Below are 18,023 nucleotides of genomic sequence, written 5' to 3'. Positions count from 1 at the left end.
CAAGACCAGCACCCCCTGAAGCCACGTGGCTTCGGGGGGTGCTTCGTCGTAAGGGAGCTGTTGCGGATCCGCGATTTGCAGATGCGCTGTCACTGAACTCTACCTTCGTGATTGTCACAACCTGGAGGTCTGGGAGATGCGGTCCTGGACATTTCAGCACATTGCCCGAGATGACAGCACGGCTCGCTCTCCGCGCGTTACATCAGCGGGGCCCGAGGTCCAGATCACTAAATCTGAGGGAGAGGGGGAGGAAAGCCCGGTCATCAACCCTCAAGGATGTGCTGAAGGATGAGGGCGACCGCAGTATATGGCAGCGCTCAGGGTGATGGCACAGAAAAACCCCCGGCCGCAATGGCGACCGGAGGATTAGGAAGGCGATATCCAACTACGGGAAGTAGCTGCGCACCAAAGCACTCGCGATAAGGCTCCAGCCGTCGGCAACGACAAAGAACGCGAGTTTGAACGGCATGGACACAACGGCCGGTGGGACCATCATCATACCCATCGACATCAGAACCGCCGCGACCACCAGGTCGATCACGAGAAATGGCAGAAAGACAAGAAAGCCGACCTGAAACGCGCGGGCGATTTCTGACAGCATGAAGCTGGACACCAAGGTCGACAGCGGCGCATCGGCGGTTGGGTCAATACCCGCAGTGGCCGGGCGTAGATCCGCTATCGCGTAGAATGTATCGGGATCAAGGCGCGCCGCCATGAAGACACGGAACGGCTGCAAAGCACGTTCAAGCGCGGTTTCAACATCCAGCCGTTCCTCGATCAGCGGATTGATCCCGGTGGTCCAGGCCTCGGTAAAGACAGGCTCCATGACGAAATAGGTGAGAAACAGCGCGAGGCTGATCATCAACATATTCGGCGGCGCCTGCTGCAAACCGATGGCCTGCCGCAGGATCGACAAGACCGTCACAAGAAACGGAAAGCATGTGATCATGATCAGCAGCCCCGGCGCGAGGCTGAGGACGGTGATCAGCAGGATCAGCTGGATCGAACGGGCGGAGATTGATTGACCATCGCCCAATGACAGGCTGAGATCCTGCGCGCTTGCAGGGTCCGGCAGACCGAGGGCCAGCATAGCCGCCAGCGCGACGGCAAAAAGGGCAGTGCGTGTCATCCCAGGCCGCTTTGCAAATCCGCGATTTCCGTCAGGCGCACAGCCAGTTGACCTGCTTGCTCGCCTTCCAGCTCTTCCAATTGGCCTCTGGCGACCAGGCGGTCGCCGACATAGAGATCCACGGGATCCTCCACCCGTTTGTCGAGCGTCAGAATCGCGTTCTCGCCCAGGTTGACAAGATCACGGATCAACGGCCGCGCCTTGCCGACCGATACGACGACCTCAACGGGTACCGACACAAACGGATTGCCTGCATCGCCAGATTTCCGGTTCATTTCAGCAGACTTATCCATATTTGCTGTCCTCTGTTATGTGAAAGGAGAAGGCCTCGATCGAATCCTGGATAGAGTCGATCAGGGCCGAGCTGTTGATTTCCCGCTCAATGCCGCCGACCTTGAGATAGGCTTGACCCGGGCTCAGGATGACATCCTCGCGCACCTGAACTGGTACAGCGAAACTCTTGGTCAGAAGCGCACGCACCGTCGCCCCCTCGCCGGGGGAGACGACAATATTGATCGCTTGATCCGCCTGACTCTTGGCCATGTCGGTGAGCTGATCAACTATGTGATGTCCAAAGCTCGCAGCCATTGCGTCGGGCAGGACAGCGCTGGTCAGAACCTTGAACATCGGATCCAGCGATTCGAGCAGTTGCGTCTGCGCCTCGTGGAAGGTGAAGCTGAGATCTTCGAGCGAACTGGCCAGTTCCGAGGAGACATGCTTGCTCTCCTTGTCCTTCGCTGTCACCGCATCATCCCAACCGGCGCTGTAGCCCTTTTCGTAGGATTCCAGACGCTGTTCTTCCAACAATTCCTCGTTGACTTCGACAACCGGCACCGCCGGTGTATCCATGGCAAAATCTTCAAGAAGATGGGCAATGGTCATCAGGCTCTCTCCTCATTTTCTTCCAGCCAGCCGCGCAGAATCTGAACAGTTTCCTCCTGGCGTTCGCCAATCATCGAGCGCAGGCGATCAACGGGGTTGTCGCTGCCACCGCCAAGGGCAGGCAGGCCACCCATATCGCCCAATCCGCTCATGTCACCCATGCCCATGCCGCTGCCCATGCCCATGCCACCCATGGGTTCGAACTGGCCGGTTTCGTTGTTCTCGATCTCACCATCCAGCGCGAGATCGGCGCCGAGGTTCGGATTGGACATGAAACCGCCTCCGCCGAGTGCCGGCAATTCGTCCATGGCGTCGCCTGTCGGTGCCCCAAGGGCCGGAACGCTGGCCTGGTTCGACAGGATCGGACGGATGACAAATAGACCAAGGATCAGCGTCACCAGTGCCAAGGCAGCCATCTGGATAAGCGACATTGCATCCAGATAGATGTTGTCAAAGATGGAGGCGCTGACAACGGTGCCTTGCGGCTCTACCGTAGGCATTTCCATCGATTTCAGCGTGATGACATCCCCGCGCTCCTCGCTGAAGCCAACCGCGGCAGAGATCAGCTCGCGCAGCGCGCCAAGCTCTTCTTCCGGGCGGGGTTCCATCACTGTTTCGCCGGTTGCCGTGGTTGTCTGGACGCCATTCAGCAATACAGCAACGGTCAGTCGTTTAATCGCACCCGGTCCACGCAGAATCTCTTTTTCTGTCTCAGAGATTTCATAGTTGACCCGTTCACGAGTGGCACTGGTGCTGGCTTTCGACCCGTCGCCAGAGGCCCCGTCTCCGTCCGGGATATTTGACGCAACCGTCACTTCACCAGATTGGTTCTGAGACGAATCCGCGCGTTCTTCCACGTCGGTGCTGATTGCGACACGGCTTTCGGGATCAATGCGCTTTTCCCGGATGGATTCGGTATCTGTTACCGTTTCGACGCTGACTTCGACCACAGCATTACCATGACCAACGCGCGCTTCGACCAGGCGCATGACCCGTTCGCGAATCGACTGCGAGCGATCATCCGTACCCGCGCCAACAGCTGCGGCGGCCTCGGGCGAGCCGATCAGGGCGCCATTGGCATCGATCACCGCAACATTCTCCACCGCGAGACCTGTCACGGCAGAGGAAATCAGAAACCGAATCGCATTCGCCTGGGCCGGCGTGATGGGCGAGCCCATCGGGACAACCGACACAGAGGCAGTCGGTTCGGCCGTGCGCTGGAACGGGTTCGAGCCCGTATTGGCAATATGCACCCTTGCCTGGGTCACATGCGGGCTGGCCACAATAGTACGGGCCAATTCCCCTTCTTTTGCGCGCCAATAGGCGGCGTCAAACATCTGTGATGTTGTTCCGAAGCCGCTGAGCGAATCGAGCAGCTCATATCCGCGTCCGCCGTTTGCCGGCAGGCCTTCGCTTGCCAGTGTCATGCGAAGTTCGTCGCGCGCAGAGGCCGCAACGTAAATTGACCCCCCGCGAACTTCATATTCTGTGCCGCGCTGTTCAAGCGCGCGCACCACATCCCCAGCCGAGCCGCTTTCCAGCCCGGCGTACAATAATTGCATCGTGGGCGTATTCGCCACACGGGACATCGCCAGGACGCTGAGAATCACGATCACCGTGGCCCCCACGGCAATCAGGCGCTTTCGCGTGTCCAAACCTGCCCAGACATTCTTGATCTGCTGCACATTAACCTCCGTAGCACCGGCATTCTGTCCGATGTGCAACCCTTTTGCCGGATTGCCCTTAACATTCGGTTAGTGTCCGCAAGCTAAGAAGATGAGGCACGACGTATTAGGGATAGTCATGACAGACGCTGTAGTAGACACAGAACAGGACGCCCCGGCCAAGAAGAGCAAGCTGCCCCTTATCATTGGGGTTGTTCTTGCGCTTGCTGGTGCCGGTGGGGGATTCTTCGCTGTCCAGTCAGGCCTTCTTCCCTTTGGTCAGAGCGCAGCCCCAGAAGGGGTGGATGCGACCGAAGTGGCGCCAGAAGGCGTGGACAACGGTGAGACGGCGGAGGATATCGCCAATCTCGCCTTTATCGAAATGGAACCGATTGTGATCACCTTGCGCAAGGCAAGTGGGCTAAAACACCTTCGATTCCGCTCTCAGCTGGAGGTTGATCTCGCCCATCGGGCCGAGGTCGAAAAAATCCTCCCGCGTGTTGTCGATGTTCTCAACAGCTATCTCAGGGCACTGGAACTGGAGGATCTGACCGATCCGATGGCCTTGCCGAAACTGCGCGCACAGATGCTGCGGCGGATCAATATCGCAACCGGCCAGGGCCGGGTGCGTGATCTGCTGATTATGGACTTCGTATTGAACTAGGAGAACGGGATGGAACTGATTGCAGATATCCTGCTTGCGGCCGGGGCCATGGGGGCAGGCTTTTATTGCCTGGTGCTCTCGCGACGGCTGAAGCGTTTCAACGACCTGGAGAAAGGTGTGGGAGGAGCGGTTGCCGTGCTCTCCGCCCAGGTCGATGACCTGAATAAATCACTGCTGGCAGCACGCCATGTATCGGATGGATCGAGCAAGGCTCTGGACCAGCTGACCGGCCGGGCCGAATCGGTTGCACAACGCCTGGAGCTGATGATGGCATCCATGCACGACATGCCCGAAGTTGCGGCGCCTGAGCCTAAGGCACAGGCACCCGAACCCGCAGCTGCCGAAGAAAACGACGCGCTCGCCGCCGCTTATCAAGCCGACGCCGAGCCAGAAGCGGCACCGGAACCTGAGCCTGCAAAACCTGCAGGGCTGATGTTTGTCCGCCACAACCGTTCGCAGGGCCGGGTAGCATAATGGCCAAGACAGCACAGACCAAAGCCCCGAAGGCAAAACCAAAAAAAGCAACGCGCATGAAGCGGACACGCAGCGGTGCGCTCATGATGCTGGCCTTCTTGCTGATGGGATCCGCTATTGTGCGCCTCGGGCTGGAGGCAGGACCGGCGATCGCCCGGGAAGTTGCAAACCTACAGGACGAATCGACTCTGAAGGATGAGCCGAAAGGCACCTTGAACGGTAAGTCGATGCCGTCATCGGCAGAGCTCCAGAACATGCTGGCGGCCTTTCAGGAGCGCGAAGCTGCACTGTCTGCGCGCGAGGCCGAGATTGAAGATCGCATGAAGGCGCTCGAGATCGCAGATGATGCAATCGAACAGAAGCTTGTTGCGCTGGAACAGGCGGAGGAAGAGCTGAAATCGACACTGGCTCTCGCCGATGGTGCAACAGAAGGGGATCTGACGCGTCTGACTGCGGTCTACGAGCAGATGAAACCCAAGGAATCAGCAGCGCTGTTTGAGGAGATGGATCCGGCATTTGCAGCTGGTTTCCTCGCGCGCATGCGCCCTGAGGCAGCCGCAGGCATCATGGCCGGGCTCAGCCCGCAGGCAGCCTATACAATCAGCGTGGTCCTGGCGGGTCGCAACGGGTCTGTTCCAAAGGAGTAAGCAAGCGCTGCTCCTCAGGCTTTTTTAACGTGAATCGCCTAAACTTGTAGAAACAAACGAAATTCGGAGTGGACCTAATGCTCGGTATTGTAGGCATCGTGGTTATCTTTGTCATGGTGTTCGGGGGATATCTCCTGGCCGGTGGTAAGATGACAATCATCATCAAGGCCCTGCCGTTTGAATTCATGATGATCGGCGGCGCCGGTATCGGGGCCTTTCTGATCAGCAATGACATCGGCGGCGTAAAACACACGCTGAAGGACATGGGCAAAGTGTTCAAGGGTCCCAAGTGGAAGGCCGACGACTATCGCGATCTTCTGTGTCTCTTGTTCTCTCTGATCCGGATCGCGCGGGCCAATCCCGTTGAGGTCGAACAACATATCGAGGATCCCGAGAACTCATCGGTCTTCAACCGGTATCCCAAGATTCTCGCCGACAAAGAGGCGGTGAACCTGATCAGTGATACCATGCGGTCCGCCTCGATGAACTATGACGACCCCCATCAGGTGGAAGAGGTTCTGGAAAAGCGCATCGAGGCAAATCTTCATCACGCGCTGCATTCCAGCCATGCGCTTCAGACACTTGCAGACGGGCTGCCCGCGCTTGGGATTGTTGCGGCGGTTCTCGGGATCATCAAGACGATGGGCTCGATCGACCAGCCCCCGGAAGTCCTGGGTAAGCTGATTGGTGGCGCGCTTGTCGGGACATTCCTTGGCGTTTTCCTGGCCTACGGTCTGGTTGGCCCCTTCGCCGGCAAGGTGAAGTCGGTAACCGAGGAAGATGCGCATTTCTACTCCCTCATCCGAGAAGTTCTGGTGGCAAATCTGCACAATCATGCCGCAGCGATCTGCATCGAAGTCGGACGTCAGAACACCCCGTCGCATATTCGCCCCGGCTTCTCTGAGCTGGAAGACGCGTTGAAGTCGGTGAAACAGGACGCAGCATGATGTGGCGCGCGCTGACCCTTGCAGCATTTACCCTGGCTGCGGCATCTGTGGATGCCCAGACGGTGGTCGCCCGTTCGGGAGAGCATGACGGGTTTTCCCGACTGGTCATGCGGCTTCCAAATGGCGCGCCATGGTCGCTGCGTCAGTCAGGTCAATCGGCGCAGGTGGTCATTGAAACGCCAACAGTGGTGTTTGATACATCCCGAATCTTCGATCTTATTCCGCGGACGCGCCTGCAATCTGTGTCGCAGGCCGGCCCCGGACAACCGCTAAACCTACAGCTTGGTTGCGCATGTGAGGTGACCTCCTTCGTGCAGAAGGACGGGTATCTGGTGATCGATATCGCCGATGGCCCCGCCGGGGCCGAGCGGCGTGTCATCGCAGGCTCGCCCTTGCCTCTGTTGCCCGGCACGTTCAACAGCGCAGGCTATCGCTTCAATCTAGCCGCGCGCGCGGCTGCTGATGCACGCGCCGCACTCGATCTAGCCGGCGTCACGTCCGACAGCTCCGACCGGCCCAATCCGGTACAGCGCCTCCCCGTAGCTGTGGCGGACGCCCCATCAGCCGTGGTGCTGCCCCTCAATCTGAACCGGACACCCCGCACAAACATTGAAGCAAATTCTGCCGGGGGCACAAGTGTTGCCGCCGCGCCAGCCCCGGAACCAACACCGGTCCCGGTAGAGGTTGATACCGATATGCTGCTCGACCTGTCAGAAACGGAGCGCGCAGCCACAGTCAACGAATCTGAACAGCGGCTGTTGCAACAGATCAGCCGGGCAACCAATCAGGGCCTGCTGGAGCTTGTTGGTGTAGAAGTTCACGATGGTCCCGCCGGACATATCCTTGACCCGCTGAGCAGCCGTGATCGCCCTCTTAATCCGCTGGACCAGATCTCTGTCACGTCCTCCGTGGATCGCGAAACCGGCCTGGTTGCGCGCCGCTCGGGCGATTCCAATCAGCCGACACACTGCTTGTCGAGCACACAGCTTGCCATCCATGAATGGGGCACTGATGAGCCATTCTCTGACCAGATATCACCGCTTCGGGCTGAACTGGTGCGTGAATTCGACGATGTCGATCCGGCTGCCGTCCTAACCCTGGCGCGGGCCTATCTCTTTTTTGGGTTCGGTGCTGAAGCACAGGCGATCTTGCGTATGATGCCGTCTGGCGCAGCGGAACATGATGATGCCGTCGCGCTGACCGCGATGGGGGCTGTGCTGGACGGTCAGGACCTTGGCGTAAACCACGCCTTCGCCGGGCAACAGGTCTGCGACAGCGAAGTGGCGCTCTGGGCAGCGCTGGCCGATGGCACGATCAAGAAAAACGCAAAGACGGATGCAATCCAGCAGGCCTTTGCCAAGCTGCCACCACATTTGCGGGTCCAGGTCGGTCCGCGGGTCAGCACACTTTTTGCAAAGGCCGGTGACCCTCATCTGGCGGGCGCCACGCTGCGTTCGGTTGATCGTACCGGCGTCGACCACGTGCCCGAAATCAATCTGGCCGAAGCCGAAATCGCCAAATTGGAAGGTGACGTCGAAACCGTGGCTCAGGAGCTGACGGAGGAGGTCGCGGAGCGGACGGAAAACGCCCCCCGTGCCTTGATTGAGCTGATTGATCTCAGCTTTGCCGAGCGCTCTGCGCTGTCGCCGGATGTCCCGGATCTTGCCGCGTCCTATGAGGTCGAGAATCGCGATAGCCCACTGGGCATGGACTTGCGCCGCGCCGTGGTCTCGGCATTGGCCCTGACCGGCCAGTTCCATGACAGCTTCAATGAATTGGATGCCTTGAGCAGACGTGATGGTCCTGCGGCGCGCACTGCCGCGCTGGAACCGCTTCTGACATTGCTGACGGAACGCGCAGATGATGTGACATTCCTGCAGTATGCGCTGGTCATTGCGGCCAATGGTACCCCGGCCGAGGTAGCTCCGATTGCCGATATCGTGGCTCAGCGGCTGCTTGACCTCGGGTTTGCACAGCAGGCACAGTCGATCCTGAAGAAGCTCGCCATGGAACCCGGCAACGCCAAACGACGCCTGCTTCTGGCCAAGGCAGCACTCGCGATGGACAAACCGCACTCCGCGCTGGTGGAGCTGATGGGGCTGTCCGGGTCTGAAGCAAATAAGCTGCGCGCCGAAGCGCTGTGGCGAAACGGTGAATATGCAAGAGCGGGCGAATATCTTCTTGAAGAAGACGAAGAGGATGCGGCGGCGCGCGGTTTCTGGCACTCGGAAGATCGCGAGAATCTTGCAACCATTGATGCTGATGTTGCGCAGCAGTTTGGCGGAGTCGCGCGGGTGACGACACAGATCGAAGAAACTGCAAAAGAACCAAGTGGTTTGCCGCCCCTAGCTCATGCGAGGGCCCTGGTCGAAAGCAGCGAGGGAACACGCGGCGGTATTGCCGATCTGCTGCAGAAGGTGACGCGGCAGCCAGAGCTTTCCGAAGACGGATCATAGCTGACAACGATCTTTTCTGCCACGCTTACAGATACCAGGACCGCCTCACCGGCGGTCTTGGCGCATCTGATGATAACGGTTTGTCAATGCTCTGGTCTTAGGCTCGGACTTAGGGTGAATCCTCATTTGGACAGGCAGAATGCCGAAATTGAGCTTTCTTTTCAGACAACAGCGGCGATGTGCCCGCTGCACAGTCAGTTTGCCAGTATGGTCTGCGCTTTTTTGTGCGGCGCTGGGGCTATTGGTGTTTTTGAAACCGCAGACCGGACATGCGTCCTCGCCGCAGGTTTCGGCGTTATGTGATCTCGCCGCACGGCGCGCGGCACGTGATCAGGGCGTGCCACTGGACGTTCTGCGCGCGATTACCAGAACGGAAACCGGTCGTGGCGGCAAACAAGGGCTTCAGCCATGGCCGTGGACGGTCAATATGGAAGGCGCCGGTAAGTGGTTTCAGACTGAAGATGAGGCGAGAGCCTATGTCTTCTCGCACTTCAAGCGCGGCGCGCGCAGCTTTGATGTCGGGTGTTTCCAGATCAACTTCAAATGGCATGGTCAGGCGTTCGACTCGATTGACCAAATGTTCGATCCACTTGCCAATGCGCAATATGCGGCGCGCTTCCTGCGCGAACTGCATGATGAATTCGGCGATTGGTCCCAGGCGGCCGGCGCCTATCACTCGCGCACGCCGACCTATGCAAATCGCTATACAGCACGTTTCGATCGCGTTCGGGCTGATCTGAAGCCAGTCGAGACCGTTGCCGCGCTGCCGGTGGAGCGCAAACGGGCCACCTTCTCTGCCCCGCAACCGCTCGCCATGCTTCACAATCCCTCACCGCTGATCACCCAAGGCGCAGCGCCCTCCGGCGCAGCTCGATTGGGCTCACTGGTCCCATTAACGGGCAGCGGCGCATCCGCGCAGGCTCTCATCGTACTGAAATAAGGGCTGAATTTCCGTGCCAAATATTGATATACAAAAACTGTTCAGCCCCACCGTGCTGCTCGCACTCGCGCTGATGGCGATTATCGTGATGATGATTCTGCCGATGCCAGCCTGGGTTCTGGATATCGGTCTCGCGGCTTCCTTCGGGCTTGCGATCCTGATTTTCACAATCACCTTGTTTATCGAGCGGCCTCTGGATTTCTCATCATTCCCGACGATCCTGCTGGCCTCTCTGATGCTGCGGTTGTCGCTGAATGTGTCCTCGACAAAACTGATTATCGGTCAGGGCCATACCGGCACCGATGCCGCAGGCGGGGTGATCGAGGGATTCGCTCAGTTCGTCATGGGGGGCAGTGTATTCCTTGGCCTCGTTGTCTTTGGGGTGCTGTTGATCGTGAACTTCATGGTCATTACCAAAGGTGCAGCGCGGATGGCCGAGGTCGGCGCCCGCTTTGCACTGGACGGGATGCCAGGCAAGCAGCTGGCAATCGACAGCGACATGTCGGCCGGCGCCATTGACCACGCCACAGCGCGCGAGCGTCGCGAGGTGGAACAACGCGAAACAACATTCTTCGGCTCTCTGGACGGTGCGTCCAAATTTGTAAAAGGCGACGCAATCGCCGGCCTGCTGATCACCCTGTTGAACCTGATCATGGGCCTGATCATGGGCGTGCTTGTTCACGACATGCCGGTTGTTTCCGCATTTGAAACCTATGCGATCCTGACGGTTGGCGATGGTCTGGTCTCTCAGATCCCCTCGGTCATCATCTCGATTGCGGCAGCTCTCTTGCTGGCCCGCGGCGGTGCGACGGGCTCGACCGATATCGCGCTGGCCGATCAGCTGGGCAAACATCCGGCCGCTCTGGCGACCGTTGCCGTGCTCATGTCGCTGTTTGCGCTGGTTCCGGGTCTGCCGTTTATCCCCTTCATGGTGGGGGGCGCTGTACTGGGATACACCGCCTATAAGATGAGCAAGAACATGAAGGACCGCGAAGAAGCGGATATGGACGAGCGGATCGAAGAAGTCATGGAGCCGAAGGAAAACCGGGCGCTGGGTGACATCCTCGATCTGGACGACCTGCACCTGGAATTCGCACCGGATCTGGTGAGCATGGTTCTGGATGCCGGGACCGGGCTGGATGCCCGCATTGCCAATATGCGGACGCATGTGGCAACCACCTTTGGGCTTATCCTGCCGGAGATCCGCCTGACGGATGAGCCTGAGCTGATGACCGGCACCTATGTGATCAAAGTGCAAGGGGTGGAACAGGTGCGCGGCATTCTGCATCCCGAAATGGTGCTCGCGTTGATGCCCGACAATCACGCAGCCCTGCCGCCCGGCACCGATGTGACAGAACCTGTCTATGGTGCACCTGCGCGTTGGATATCTTCGAAGAGCCAGGAAGATGCAGCGCTCTCAGGCGCCACAATCGTCACCGCACCGGAAATTCTGGCCACCCATTTGCTGGAAGTGATCAAGCAGAACTTCCCGCGTCTGCTGACGCTGAAATCCCTGCGCCGTCTGCTGAACGAAATGACCGAGCTGACAGATGATTTCCGCGCCGAGGCAAATCGCAAACTGCTGGACGAACTGGTGCCGGACAAGGTGCCGATGGACACGTTGCACAGCGTCTTGCGTCTGCTTCTGGAGGAGCGGGTGTCCATCCGCAACATGCCTCTCATTCTCGAATCGATTGCCGAGGCACGCCTCCATACCAACCAGCCCGAGATCATTTGTGAGCATGTGCGCCAACGTCTCGGTTTCCAGCTGGTTGGTGAGATGAAGCGCGAGGATGGGACCATTCCGCTGATCCAGCTGGCCCCGGAATGGGAAGAGACCTTCTCTACCTACCAGATCGACGCTCAGGGTGGCGCCGTCGATATCGCGCTGCCGCCGGATCAGTTCAACCGACTGGCCGAGGGGCTGAGCGACCGACTGAACAGCACGACAGAACAGGGTGTTTTTGCAGCGGTTGTTACCTCGACCCGGCGTCGTCGATACCTGCGGACAATCCTGAAATCACGCGGCATCCTCAATCCGGTTTTGTCTTTCGAGGAAATCGGACTTGAGGCCAGACCTGCCTTGGTAGGCATGGTTCCGGCATGAGCATTGGCTTTCTGCCGCCTGAGCTGGTCGCCCTTCTGGGCGCCGGCTTTTGGCATGGGGCCATCGTCTTTCTGCGGGTTGCGGCCATGGTGTCCGTACTACCCGCCTTTGGCGAAAAATATGTCCCGGTGCGGATCAAACTGGCCATTTCGCTGGCGTTCACATTTATCGTGGCGCCGGCCTTGCCGTTGCTGCCGGAACCGGCCAGCCCGCTGCATTACGCCAGTCTCGCGCTGAGTGAAGCCGTTGTTGGTCTGGCCCTCGGGGTCGCGATCCGCATGTTTGTTCATGCAATCCAGATCGCCGGAACAATTGCCGCGCAGTCGACGTCTCTCGCACAGGTTCTGGGCGGTATCGGTGCCGAGCCAATGCCCGCTATTGGCGCCGTCCTGTTGATCTCGGGATTGGCGCTGGCGGTCATGTTGGGTCTTCATATCCGTGTGGCTGAATTCATAATCTACAGCTACATGATGTTCCCGGTGGGTGAATTCCCGGCGGCATCCGGCCTGTCGGATTGGGGTGTACACCGTGTTTCGCGCGCCTTTGCGATGGGGTTCTCTCTCGCTGCACCGTTCCTGATCGGCTCGATGGTCTACAATCTGACACTGGGTGTCATCAACCGCGCCATGCCCGCGCTGATGGTGGCCTTTGTCGGTGCGCCGGTGGTTACCTTCGGAGGTCTCGCAATCCTGATGGTTGCCAGCCCAATGATCTTGGATATCTGGAGCACCGCGCTTATGAGCTTCTTTGCCAATCCGGGTGAGGGGATGCCATGAGCGACGACGACTCAGACAAGTCATATGAACCAACACCGCAGAAGCTTGAGAAAGCACGGAAAAAAGGTGAAGTTCCAAAATCTACCGACCTGTCGGTGGCGGCGTCCTATCTCGGGCTGATCATCGCGATTTACGTGTCGGGGGCAGACGTTGTCGCCGAAATCGGCACGATATTGATGTCGTTTCTCGATCAACCCGACCGGCTGGCAGAATTATTCTTCAACGGCGCCGGCACCGTGCCGGTTGGCGGGATCATGATGGCTGTCGGGACCTCAAGTCTGCCGATCTTTATCGTCCCTATGGCCGCTGTTTTCCTGTCCATTGTCGCCCAGCGGGCCCTGGTTTTTGCTCCCAGCAAGCTGGAGCCAAAACTCTCAAAGATCTCGATCATTTCCAACGCCAAGAATAAATTCGGGCGTTCGGGCCTTTTTGAGTTCTTCAAGAGCACCGTAAAGCTGATCCTCTACTCGGTCTGCATGGGTGTCTACCTGAACTATCGGCTGCCGGATATGATCGCGTCTTCTGCCACCGGTGCTTTTGTCGTCGTGATGATGATGGCGCAGCTGGCATTGGAGTTTCTCATCCTCGCGCTGATCATCGCGCTGGGTATTGGTGTCATCGATGCCGCGTTTCAGCAGGCAGAGCACAATCGGAAAAACATGATGTCCCGCCAGGAAATCATGGACGAAAGCAAAGAGTCCGAAGGCGACCCGCATCTAAAGGGCGCCCGCCGACAAAAGGCCCATCAGATTGCCATGGGCCAAGGCGTCGCAGATGTGGCAAAGGCAGATGTCGTTATCGTCAACCCGACTCATTACGCTGTCGCATTGAAATGGGACCGCGCACCAGGACAGGCGCCTGTCTGTGTGGCCAAGGGGGTGGATGAAGTCGCTGCTATCATTCGCGAAGTTGCCAATGAGAATGGTGTCCCGATCCATAGCGATCCGCCGACCGCGCGCGCCCTGCATGCCGCGGTTCAGATCGGTGAGGAAATTCACGAAGAGCATTATGCGCCGGTTGCCGCCGCGATCCGCTTTGCGGAGAACATGCGCCAACGGGCCAAGGGGATGGTGTGATGAAGCAGAAAATGCTCGATCAGATGGCCGATGTGACCGAAGCCCTGTATCTGCAGGAACATGCCAAGGTAAAGCCGGTTCTGGATGCGGAAGCCCGCGTGCGCGGCCAGCTGGCTAAGCTGGACCAGCAGATCAAAGACAGCCGCGATCTGGCCAGCTCCGACCATGCAATGAAAGCGCTTGGTGCCGATCTTCTGTGGCAAGGCTGGCATACCCGCGCCCGTCGAGAGTTGAATATGGAACTGGCGCAGATCACGGCACAGAAACTGCGGGCAATGGACAATCTGCGCAAGGCATTCGGTCGCAAACACGCGGTGGAGACAATGGCGATCGAAGAGCGCCTGAGGGTCAAGAAAGACAAGGCGCAAAAACTGCACAATCGCCTGATGAATATGGACTGAGCCACCTGACACAGGATGGCATCCAAGAGAAAGGCCGGTTCGAATGAACCGGCCTTTCTCTTTTCGGTAGTGCATTGGTCAGACGTCTTGTCGCGACATCTCTACAATCAGGACGTCATAGATATCTTTGCCCAGTTGTTTCTGCGCGGCCTCACGCAGCGCGGTCCGCAGCGGTGTCAACATGTCGGATCGGGTGAAGGCCCCGCGAAAGCCACCCATATTGGCATGATCGAACAGAACCTGCAGAAAGATATCCCGCAACTTGGGTTCATAAGCGTGGATCTTCTCGTTCATGCCAGCCTTGGTTTCCAGGCTGAGCGACACCACCACCAGCGAGGACAGCTGTTCGCGCTCGACAACGGGAACCACGAACTGGTTCGCCATCTTGATGTATTCGCGCTGCTCTTCCTCATCACCCGGCAGCTCCGGAGTGATCTCCTCGGCATGTTCGCCGCTATCCTCAGCGTGGTCTTCTGGGGCCGGTGCCGGAGCCATCATGATCCCGGCGCCGATACCTCCGGCAGTTCCGACCAGCAGTAGAATGACAGGCAGTAGTTTTGACAGCATGTGCAGGCCTCAGAATGGCAGGATCACGTCCAGCACCTGCTGGCCGTAACGCGGTTGTTGGACATCAGTGATCTGGCCGCGGCCACCATATGAGACCCGCGCGGACGCGATCTTGTCGTAGGTGATCTCATTTTGACGGCTGATATCGTCGGGGCGGACATAACCGGTCACCAGCAATTCGCGCATCTCAAAGTTGACGCGCAGCTCCTGCGTACCGTTGATGGAGAGAACACCGTTCGGCAGGACATCGACCACAGTCGCGGCAACCCGCAGTTCCAGTTTCTCGCTCCGTTTCACGGACCCTTTGCCACCCGAGCTGCTGCTGCTGCCGATATCGACGACATCAGCCATCGTGGCACCGTCCGGCAATTTCCGGTCAATCCGCTGCGGCAGGCCCAGCAGCTGCGGCAGCGCCAGGCTCTCGGACCCGGAGCGGGACCGTTTGGTGTCGTTTGAAATTTCGGCCTCTTCGTCAATCTCGATGACGACCGTCAGGATATCGCCCCGTTTGGTTGCCCGCCGATCCCCAAGCAGCGACTGACGCGAGCCGCTCCAGAGCGAGGCCTGGTCGACCGGACGCTGTGTCTGGGTATCGACCGGCAGCCCCTGAAACAGCATGGCGACATGCTCGGGCGATTCATTTGCCGGGCTGAACGTGGGAGGCTTGCCAACATGGTCGAGCCGTCCGCAGGCGCTGAGCATGATCACACCAGCAAGGGCGGATTTTGCCAAATAAATTCTATTTTTCATCAGTTTACCTCAACTGTTCCATCTGCGGCGATCCGCCCGCTGATGGTTGTGCGTGACGACAAATTCATGACACGTATGGCCTCTCCATCTGCGCCACGGCCAAGCGAGCGGCCCTCGGCGAGGATGGTAAGTCCACCACGTTTGAAACGAATGGTGACCAGATCATTGCGATCGACGATGGCCGGAGGGCCGACATCACCGGGACGCATCGGCCGCCCCGCATAGAGTGCCACGCGCGCCTCCTGCCCGATCACGAGAGCAGGATCTGAGATCGCGCCCAGCACCTCGGCCTGTTTCAGAACCAGATCCTCGGCCGTCACGATTTCCTTGGCGCGGATGGTGCGCACGGGGACCAGTATATCGGCCCAGACAGGCTCGGCGCAGAGCAGCATCATAATGGCGAGGATCGGTTTCATCAGCGGACCTGTGTGGTTGCGCCCATCATCTGATCGACGGCAGAGATGACCTTGGCATTCATTTCATAGCCGCGCTGCGCTTCGATCAGCTCGGTGACCTCGCGCACGGCATCGACGGAACTGGCCTCCAGGTAGCCCTGGCGCAGAGTACCAAGACCATTCTCGCCGGGCGTCGCCACGCTGGCTGCGCCGGAGGCTTCGGTTTCGACAAAGAGGTTGCTGCCCAGCGCTTCGAGACCCTTGGGATTGGAGAAGCCGGCAAGTGTCAGCTGTCCCATCAACTGGCCTTCGGCGGCCTCGTCGAAATAGGCGTAGACCTCGCCCTCGGCATTGATCGACACATTGCGTGCATCGGTCGGGATGGTGATATCCGGCGACACGGTGAACCCGTCGGAGGTGACAATCAACCCTTCGGCCGACCGTTTGAGCGCGCCATCACGGGTGTAGGCGGATTGGCCGGACGGCAGGGTAACCTCCAGATAGCCCTTCCCGTCAATTGCGACGTCCAGATCGTTGCCGGTCTGGGTCAGGGCACCCTGGGCCAGGTGAATGGAAATCGCCGAGGCACGCACACCAAGACCGACCTGCACACCGGTTGGCAGCACGGTTCCATCAGAGGCATTTACCGTGCCGGCCCGCGTCACCTGCTGATAGTGCAGGTCCGCAAACTCCGCACGCCGTGCGTTGTAACCAGTGGTATTCATATTGGCGAGGTTGTTCGAAATCGTCTCTACACGCAGTTGCTGCGCGGTCATTCCGGTTGCGGCGATCTTGAGGGCGCGCATGGGGGTACTCCTACGACTTAGTCAGGTTTTTGATGGCGTTGCGGACACGTTCGTGTTCGGTCTCAAGAAAGCTCTGGCCCATTTCATAGGCACGCTGAATCTCGACCATGCGGGCCAGCTGAGAGATGGCATTGACGTTGGAGCCTTCGAGAAAGCCCTGAAGCACGCGCGCTTCTCCGGCCACTTCGATTTCTCCATCAACACGGAACATGACCCCGTCTTCACGGACCATCTGGTAATTCTCTTCCGGCTTGAAAATGCCGATCTGCCCAAGGGCGCGACCGTCCGCGCTCAGCGTGCCATCGGCGCCGAATTTGATCGACTTGGCATCCCCCGGAATGAAGACCGGCGCCCGGCCCGCATCCAGAACCCGATGCCCATCCATAGTGACGAGATCGCCTTCGGCGTTGGTTGAAAACGCCCCCGACCGGGTCAGGCGCTCACCCATCGGAGTTTCGACCATGAAGTAACCGTCGCCTTCAATAGCGAGATCGAGGTCACCGCCGGATTGGGTCAGCGCCCCCTGTGCCATGGAGGTGTTACGGATGTTGGCCCGCCCCATCGACAGGGATTCCTGGCCGGGGGCAGACTGGATGAACTCCGAGAAGATCAAGCCTTCAGCCCGGTAGCCGGTGGTGGCGGAATTGGCGATATTGTTTGCCACAACACGCATTTCGCGCATCAGACCGGATTGGCGGGACAAGGTGGTGTAACCGGTGTCTCCCATTACAGACCTCCTGAAATCAGCGGCACAACGTGCCCATCAAAAAAGGCGACCAGGGTTTGCGTCATGAACCCCATGGTCATCCAGAAAACGACAAGAATGGCGGTAAGCTTCGGGACAAAGGTCAGGGTCATTTCCTGCACCGATGTCAGAGCCTGAAACAGGCCGATCGCGAGGCCAACAACCAGCGCGACCAGCAGAACCGGCGTCGACATCATGACCGCAGCCCAGAGAGCCTGGCGCAGAGTGTCGTAGAAAAGCCCTTCGCTCATCATCGGCTTACACCGGCATCCGCAGGATTTCCTGATAGGCTTCGACGACCTTGTTGCGCACGGTCACTGCGGTTTCCACGGCAAGCTCCGTCTGTGCCAGTGCCTGTACCAGGGCATGCGGATCGCCGTTGCCGGTCATGGCGGTGACCGAGACCTGCTCGCTTTGTTGGAGCGTGCCGGCAAATTCCTCAAAGCTGGCCTTGATCCGGGCTTCGGCGCTTGTTGGCGCGTGCTCGGGGTCAACTTTGGTTGCGGGACGCGCTGCGGCATAGCCGTTTGTGGCGGAAAGACTGCGAATATCCATTCTGGATCTCCAAGTATGTCAGTGTGTTTCAGAAAATTTCGA

Annotated in this window: 21 protein-coding genes; 10 read left to right on the top strand and 11 right to left on the bottom strand. The window is 58.8% G+C overall.

Annotated elements, in window-relative coordinates:
- Positions 1-385 precede the first annotated feature (385 nt).
- Genes fliP through fliF form a run of 4 tightly spaced genes read right to left on the bottom strand, consistent with a single transcriptional unit; the run spans position 386 to position 3,696 of the window.
- Positions 386-1,129, bottom strand: a complete 744-nt coding sequence (gene fliP / locus VWZ87_RS14075; RefSeq protein WP_340547042.1) for a flagellar type III secretion system pore protein FliP — start codon at positions 1,127-1,129, stop codon at positions 386-388.
- A complete protein-coding gene (locus VWZ87_RS14070; RefSeq protein ID WP_040175044.1) occupies positions 1,126-1,422 on the bottom strand; it encodes a FliM/FliN family flagellar motor switch protein in 297 nt (98 codons plus the stop codon). The genes fliP and VWZ87_RS14070 overlap by 4 nt, the downstream gene beginning before the upstream one ends.
- Positions 1,415-2,011: an ABC transporter ATP-binding protein gene (locus VWZ87_RS14065; protein ID WP_340547043.1), complete on the bottom strand. Its 597-nt coding sequence runs from the start codon at positions 2,009-2,011 to the stop codon at positions 1,415-1,417. Before VWZ87_RS14065 ends, VWZ87_RS14070 begins: the two co-directional genes overlap by 8 nt.
- Positions 2,011-3,696, bottom strand: a complete 1,686-nt coding sequence (gene fliF, locus VWZ87_RS14060; RefSeq protein WP_416534390.1) for a flagellar basal-body MS-ring/collar protein FliF — start codon at positions 3,694-3,696, stop codon at positions 2,011-2,013. The genes VWZ87_RS14065 and fliF overlap by 1 nt, the downstream gene beginning before the upstream one ends.
- Positions 3,697-3,814: 118 nt before the next feature.
- Between fliF and VWZ87_RS14055 the strand changes: the two genes are divergently transcribed.
- The 10 genes from VWZ87_RS14055 (at position 3,815) to VWZ87_RS14010 (ending at position 14,163) form a co-directional block, all read left to right on the top strand.
- Positions 3,815-4,339 carry a flagellar basal body-associated FliL family protein gene (locus tag VWZ87_RS14055; RefSeq protein WP_340547045.1) on the top strand — a complete coding sequence of 175 codons (525 nt, stop codon included), beginning with the start codon at positions 3,815-3,817 and terminating at the stop codon, positions 4,337-4,339.
- Between the two features lie 9 nt (positions 4,340-4,348).
- The gene (locus VWZ87_RS14050; RefSeq protein ID WP_416534389.1) at positions 4,349-4,813 is read left to right on the top strand and encodes a hypothetical protein; all 465 of its coding nucleotides are present in this window, start codon (positions 4,349-4,351) and stop codon (positions 4,811-4,813) included.
- Complete coding sequence (locus VWZ87_RS14045; protein WP_340547047.1) at positions 4,813-5,460, top strand: hypothetical protein; 648 nt, start codon at positions 4,813-4,815, stop codon at positions 5,458-5,460. The genes VWZ87_RS14050 and VWZ87_RS14045 overlap by 1 nt, the downstream gene beginning before the upstream one ends.
- A 77-nt stretch (positions 5,461-5,537) precedes the next feature.
- Positions 5,538-6,407: a flagellar motor stator protein MotA gene (gene motA / locus VWZ87_RS14040; RefSeq protein ID WP_340547048.1), complete on the top strand. Its 870-nt coding sequence runs from the start codon at positions 5,538-5,540 to the stop codon at positions 6,405-6,407.
- Complete coding sequence (locus VWZ87_RS14035) at positions 6,407-8,863, top strand: hypothetical protein (protein ID WP_416534504.1); 2,457 nt, start codon at positions 6,407-6,409, stop codon at positions 8,861-8,863. Before motA ends, VWZ87_RS14035 begins: the two co-directional genes overlap by 1 nt.
- Positions 8,864-9,002: 139 nt before the next feature.
- Positions 9,003-9,803 carry a transglycosylase SLT domain-containing protein gene (locus VWZ87_RS14030; protein ID WP_416534388.1) on the top strand — a complete coding sequence of 267 codons (801 nt, stop codon included), beginning with the start codon at positions 9,003-9,005 and terminating at the stop codon, positions 9,801-9,803.
- A 13-nt stretch (positions 9,804-9,816) separates the two neighbouring features.
- A complete protein-coding gene (flhA, locus tag VWZ87_RS14025) occupies positions 9,817-11,910 on the top strand; it encodes a flagellar biosynthesis protein FlhA (protein ID WP_416534387.1) in 2,094 nt (697 codons plus the stop codon).
- Positions 11,907-12,686 (top strand): flagellar biosynthetic protein FliR, encoded by a 780-nt coding sequence (locus tag VWZ87_RS14020; RefSeq protein WP_416534386.1) that lies wholly within the window; start codon positions 11,907-11,909, stop codon positions 12,684-12,686. Before flhA ends, VWZ87_RS14020 begins: the two co-directional genes overlap by 4 nt.
- Positions 12,683-13,762, top strand: coding sequence for a flagellar type III secretion system protein FlhB (gene flhB, locus VWZ87_RS14015; protein WP_416534385.1), 1,080 nt, complete (start codon positions 12,683-12,685; stop codon positions 13,760-13,762). The genes VWZ87_RS14020 and flhB overlap by 4 nt, the downstream gene beginning before the upstream one ends.
- The gene (locus VWZ87_RS14010; RefSeq protein WP_416534384.1) at positions 13,762-14,163 is read left to right on the top strand and encodes a hypothetical protein; all 402 of its coding nucleotides are present in this window, start codon (positions 13,762-13,764) and stop codon (positions 14,161-14,163) included. Before flhB ends, VWZ87_RS14010 begins: the two co-directional genes overlap by 1 nt.
- Positions 14,164-14,241: 78 nt before the next feature.
- Here VWZ87_RS14010 and VWZ87_RS14005 read toward each other — a convergent pair whose 3' ends face one another.
- Genes VWZ87_RS14005 through fliE form a run of 7 tightly spaced genes read right to left on the bottom strand, consistent with a single transcriptional unit; the run spans position 14,242 to position 17,981 of the window.
- On the bottom strand, positions 14,242-14,730 hold the full coding sequence (locus VWZ87_RS14005) for a flagellar basal body-associated FliL family protein (RefSeq protein ID WP_340547054.1): 489 nt from the start codon (positions 14,728-14,730) through the stop codon (positions 14,242-14,244).
- Between the two features lie 9 nt (positions 14,731-14,739).
- The gene (flgH, locus tag VWZ87_RS14000; RefSeq protein ID WP_416534383.1) at positions 14,740-15,480 is read right to left on the bottom strand and encodes a flagellar basal body L-ring protein FlgH; all 741 of its coding nucleotides are present in this window, start codon (positions 15,478-15,480) and stop codon (positions 14,740-14,742) included.
- Positions 15,480-15,896, bottom strand: a complete 417-nt coding sequence (gene flgA / locus VWZ87_RS13995) for a flagellar basal body P-ring formation chaperone FlgA (RefSeq protein ID WP_416534382.1) — start codon at positions 15,894-15,896, stop codon at positions 15,480-15,482. Before flgA ends, flgH begins: the two co-directional genes overlap by 1 nt.
- The gene (flgG, locus tag VWZ87_RS13990; protein ID WP_340547057.1) at positions 15,896-16,681 is read right to left on the bottom strand and encodes a flagellar basal-body rod protein FlgG; all 786 of its coding nucleotides are present in this window, start codon (positions 16,679-16,681) and stop codon (positions 15,896-15,898) included. Before flgG ends, flgA begins: the two co-directional genes overlap by 1 nt.
- A gap of 10 nt (positions 16,682-16,691) precedes the next feature.
- Positions 16,692-17,408 carry a flagellar hook-basal body complex protein gene (locus tag VWZ87_RS13985; protein ID WP_340547058.1) on the bottom strand — a complete coding sequence of 239 codons (717 nt, stop codon included), beginning with the start codon at positions 17,406-17,408 and terminating at the stop codon, positions 16,692-16,694.
- Positions 17,408-17,680, bottom strand: coding sequence for a flagellar biosynthetic protein FliQ (locus VWZ87_RS13980; protein ID WP_340547059.1), 273 nt, complete (start codon positions 17,678-17,680; stop codon positions 17,408-17,410). The genes VWZ87_RS13985 and VWZ87_RS13980 overlap by 1 nt, the downstream gene beginning before the upstream one ends.
- A 4-nt stretch (positions 17,681-17,684) precedes the next feature.
- Complete coding sequence (fliE, locus tag VWZ87_RS13975) at positions 17,685-17,981, bottom strand: flagellar hook-basal body complex protein FliE (protein ID WP_340547060.1); 297 nt, start codon at positions 17,979-17,981, stop codon at positions 17,685-17,687.
- Positions 17,982-18,023: the final 42 nt, after the last annotated feature.

The sequence above is a fragment of the Phaeobacter sp. JH20_37 genome (assembly GCF_048056015.1).
GTDB classification, from domain to species: Bacteria; Pseudomonadota; Alphaproteobacteria; order Rhodobacterales; family Rhodobacteraceae; genus Phaeobacter; species Phaeobacter bryozoorum.
The sequence above is the reverse complement of the archived record's forward strand: the minus strand, read 5'-3'. Positions and strand labels throughout refer to the sequence as shown.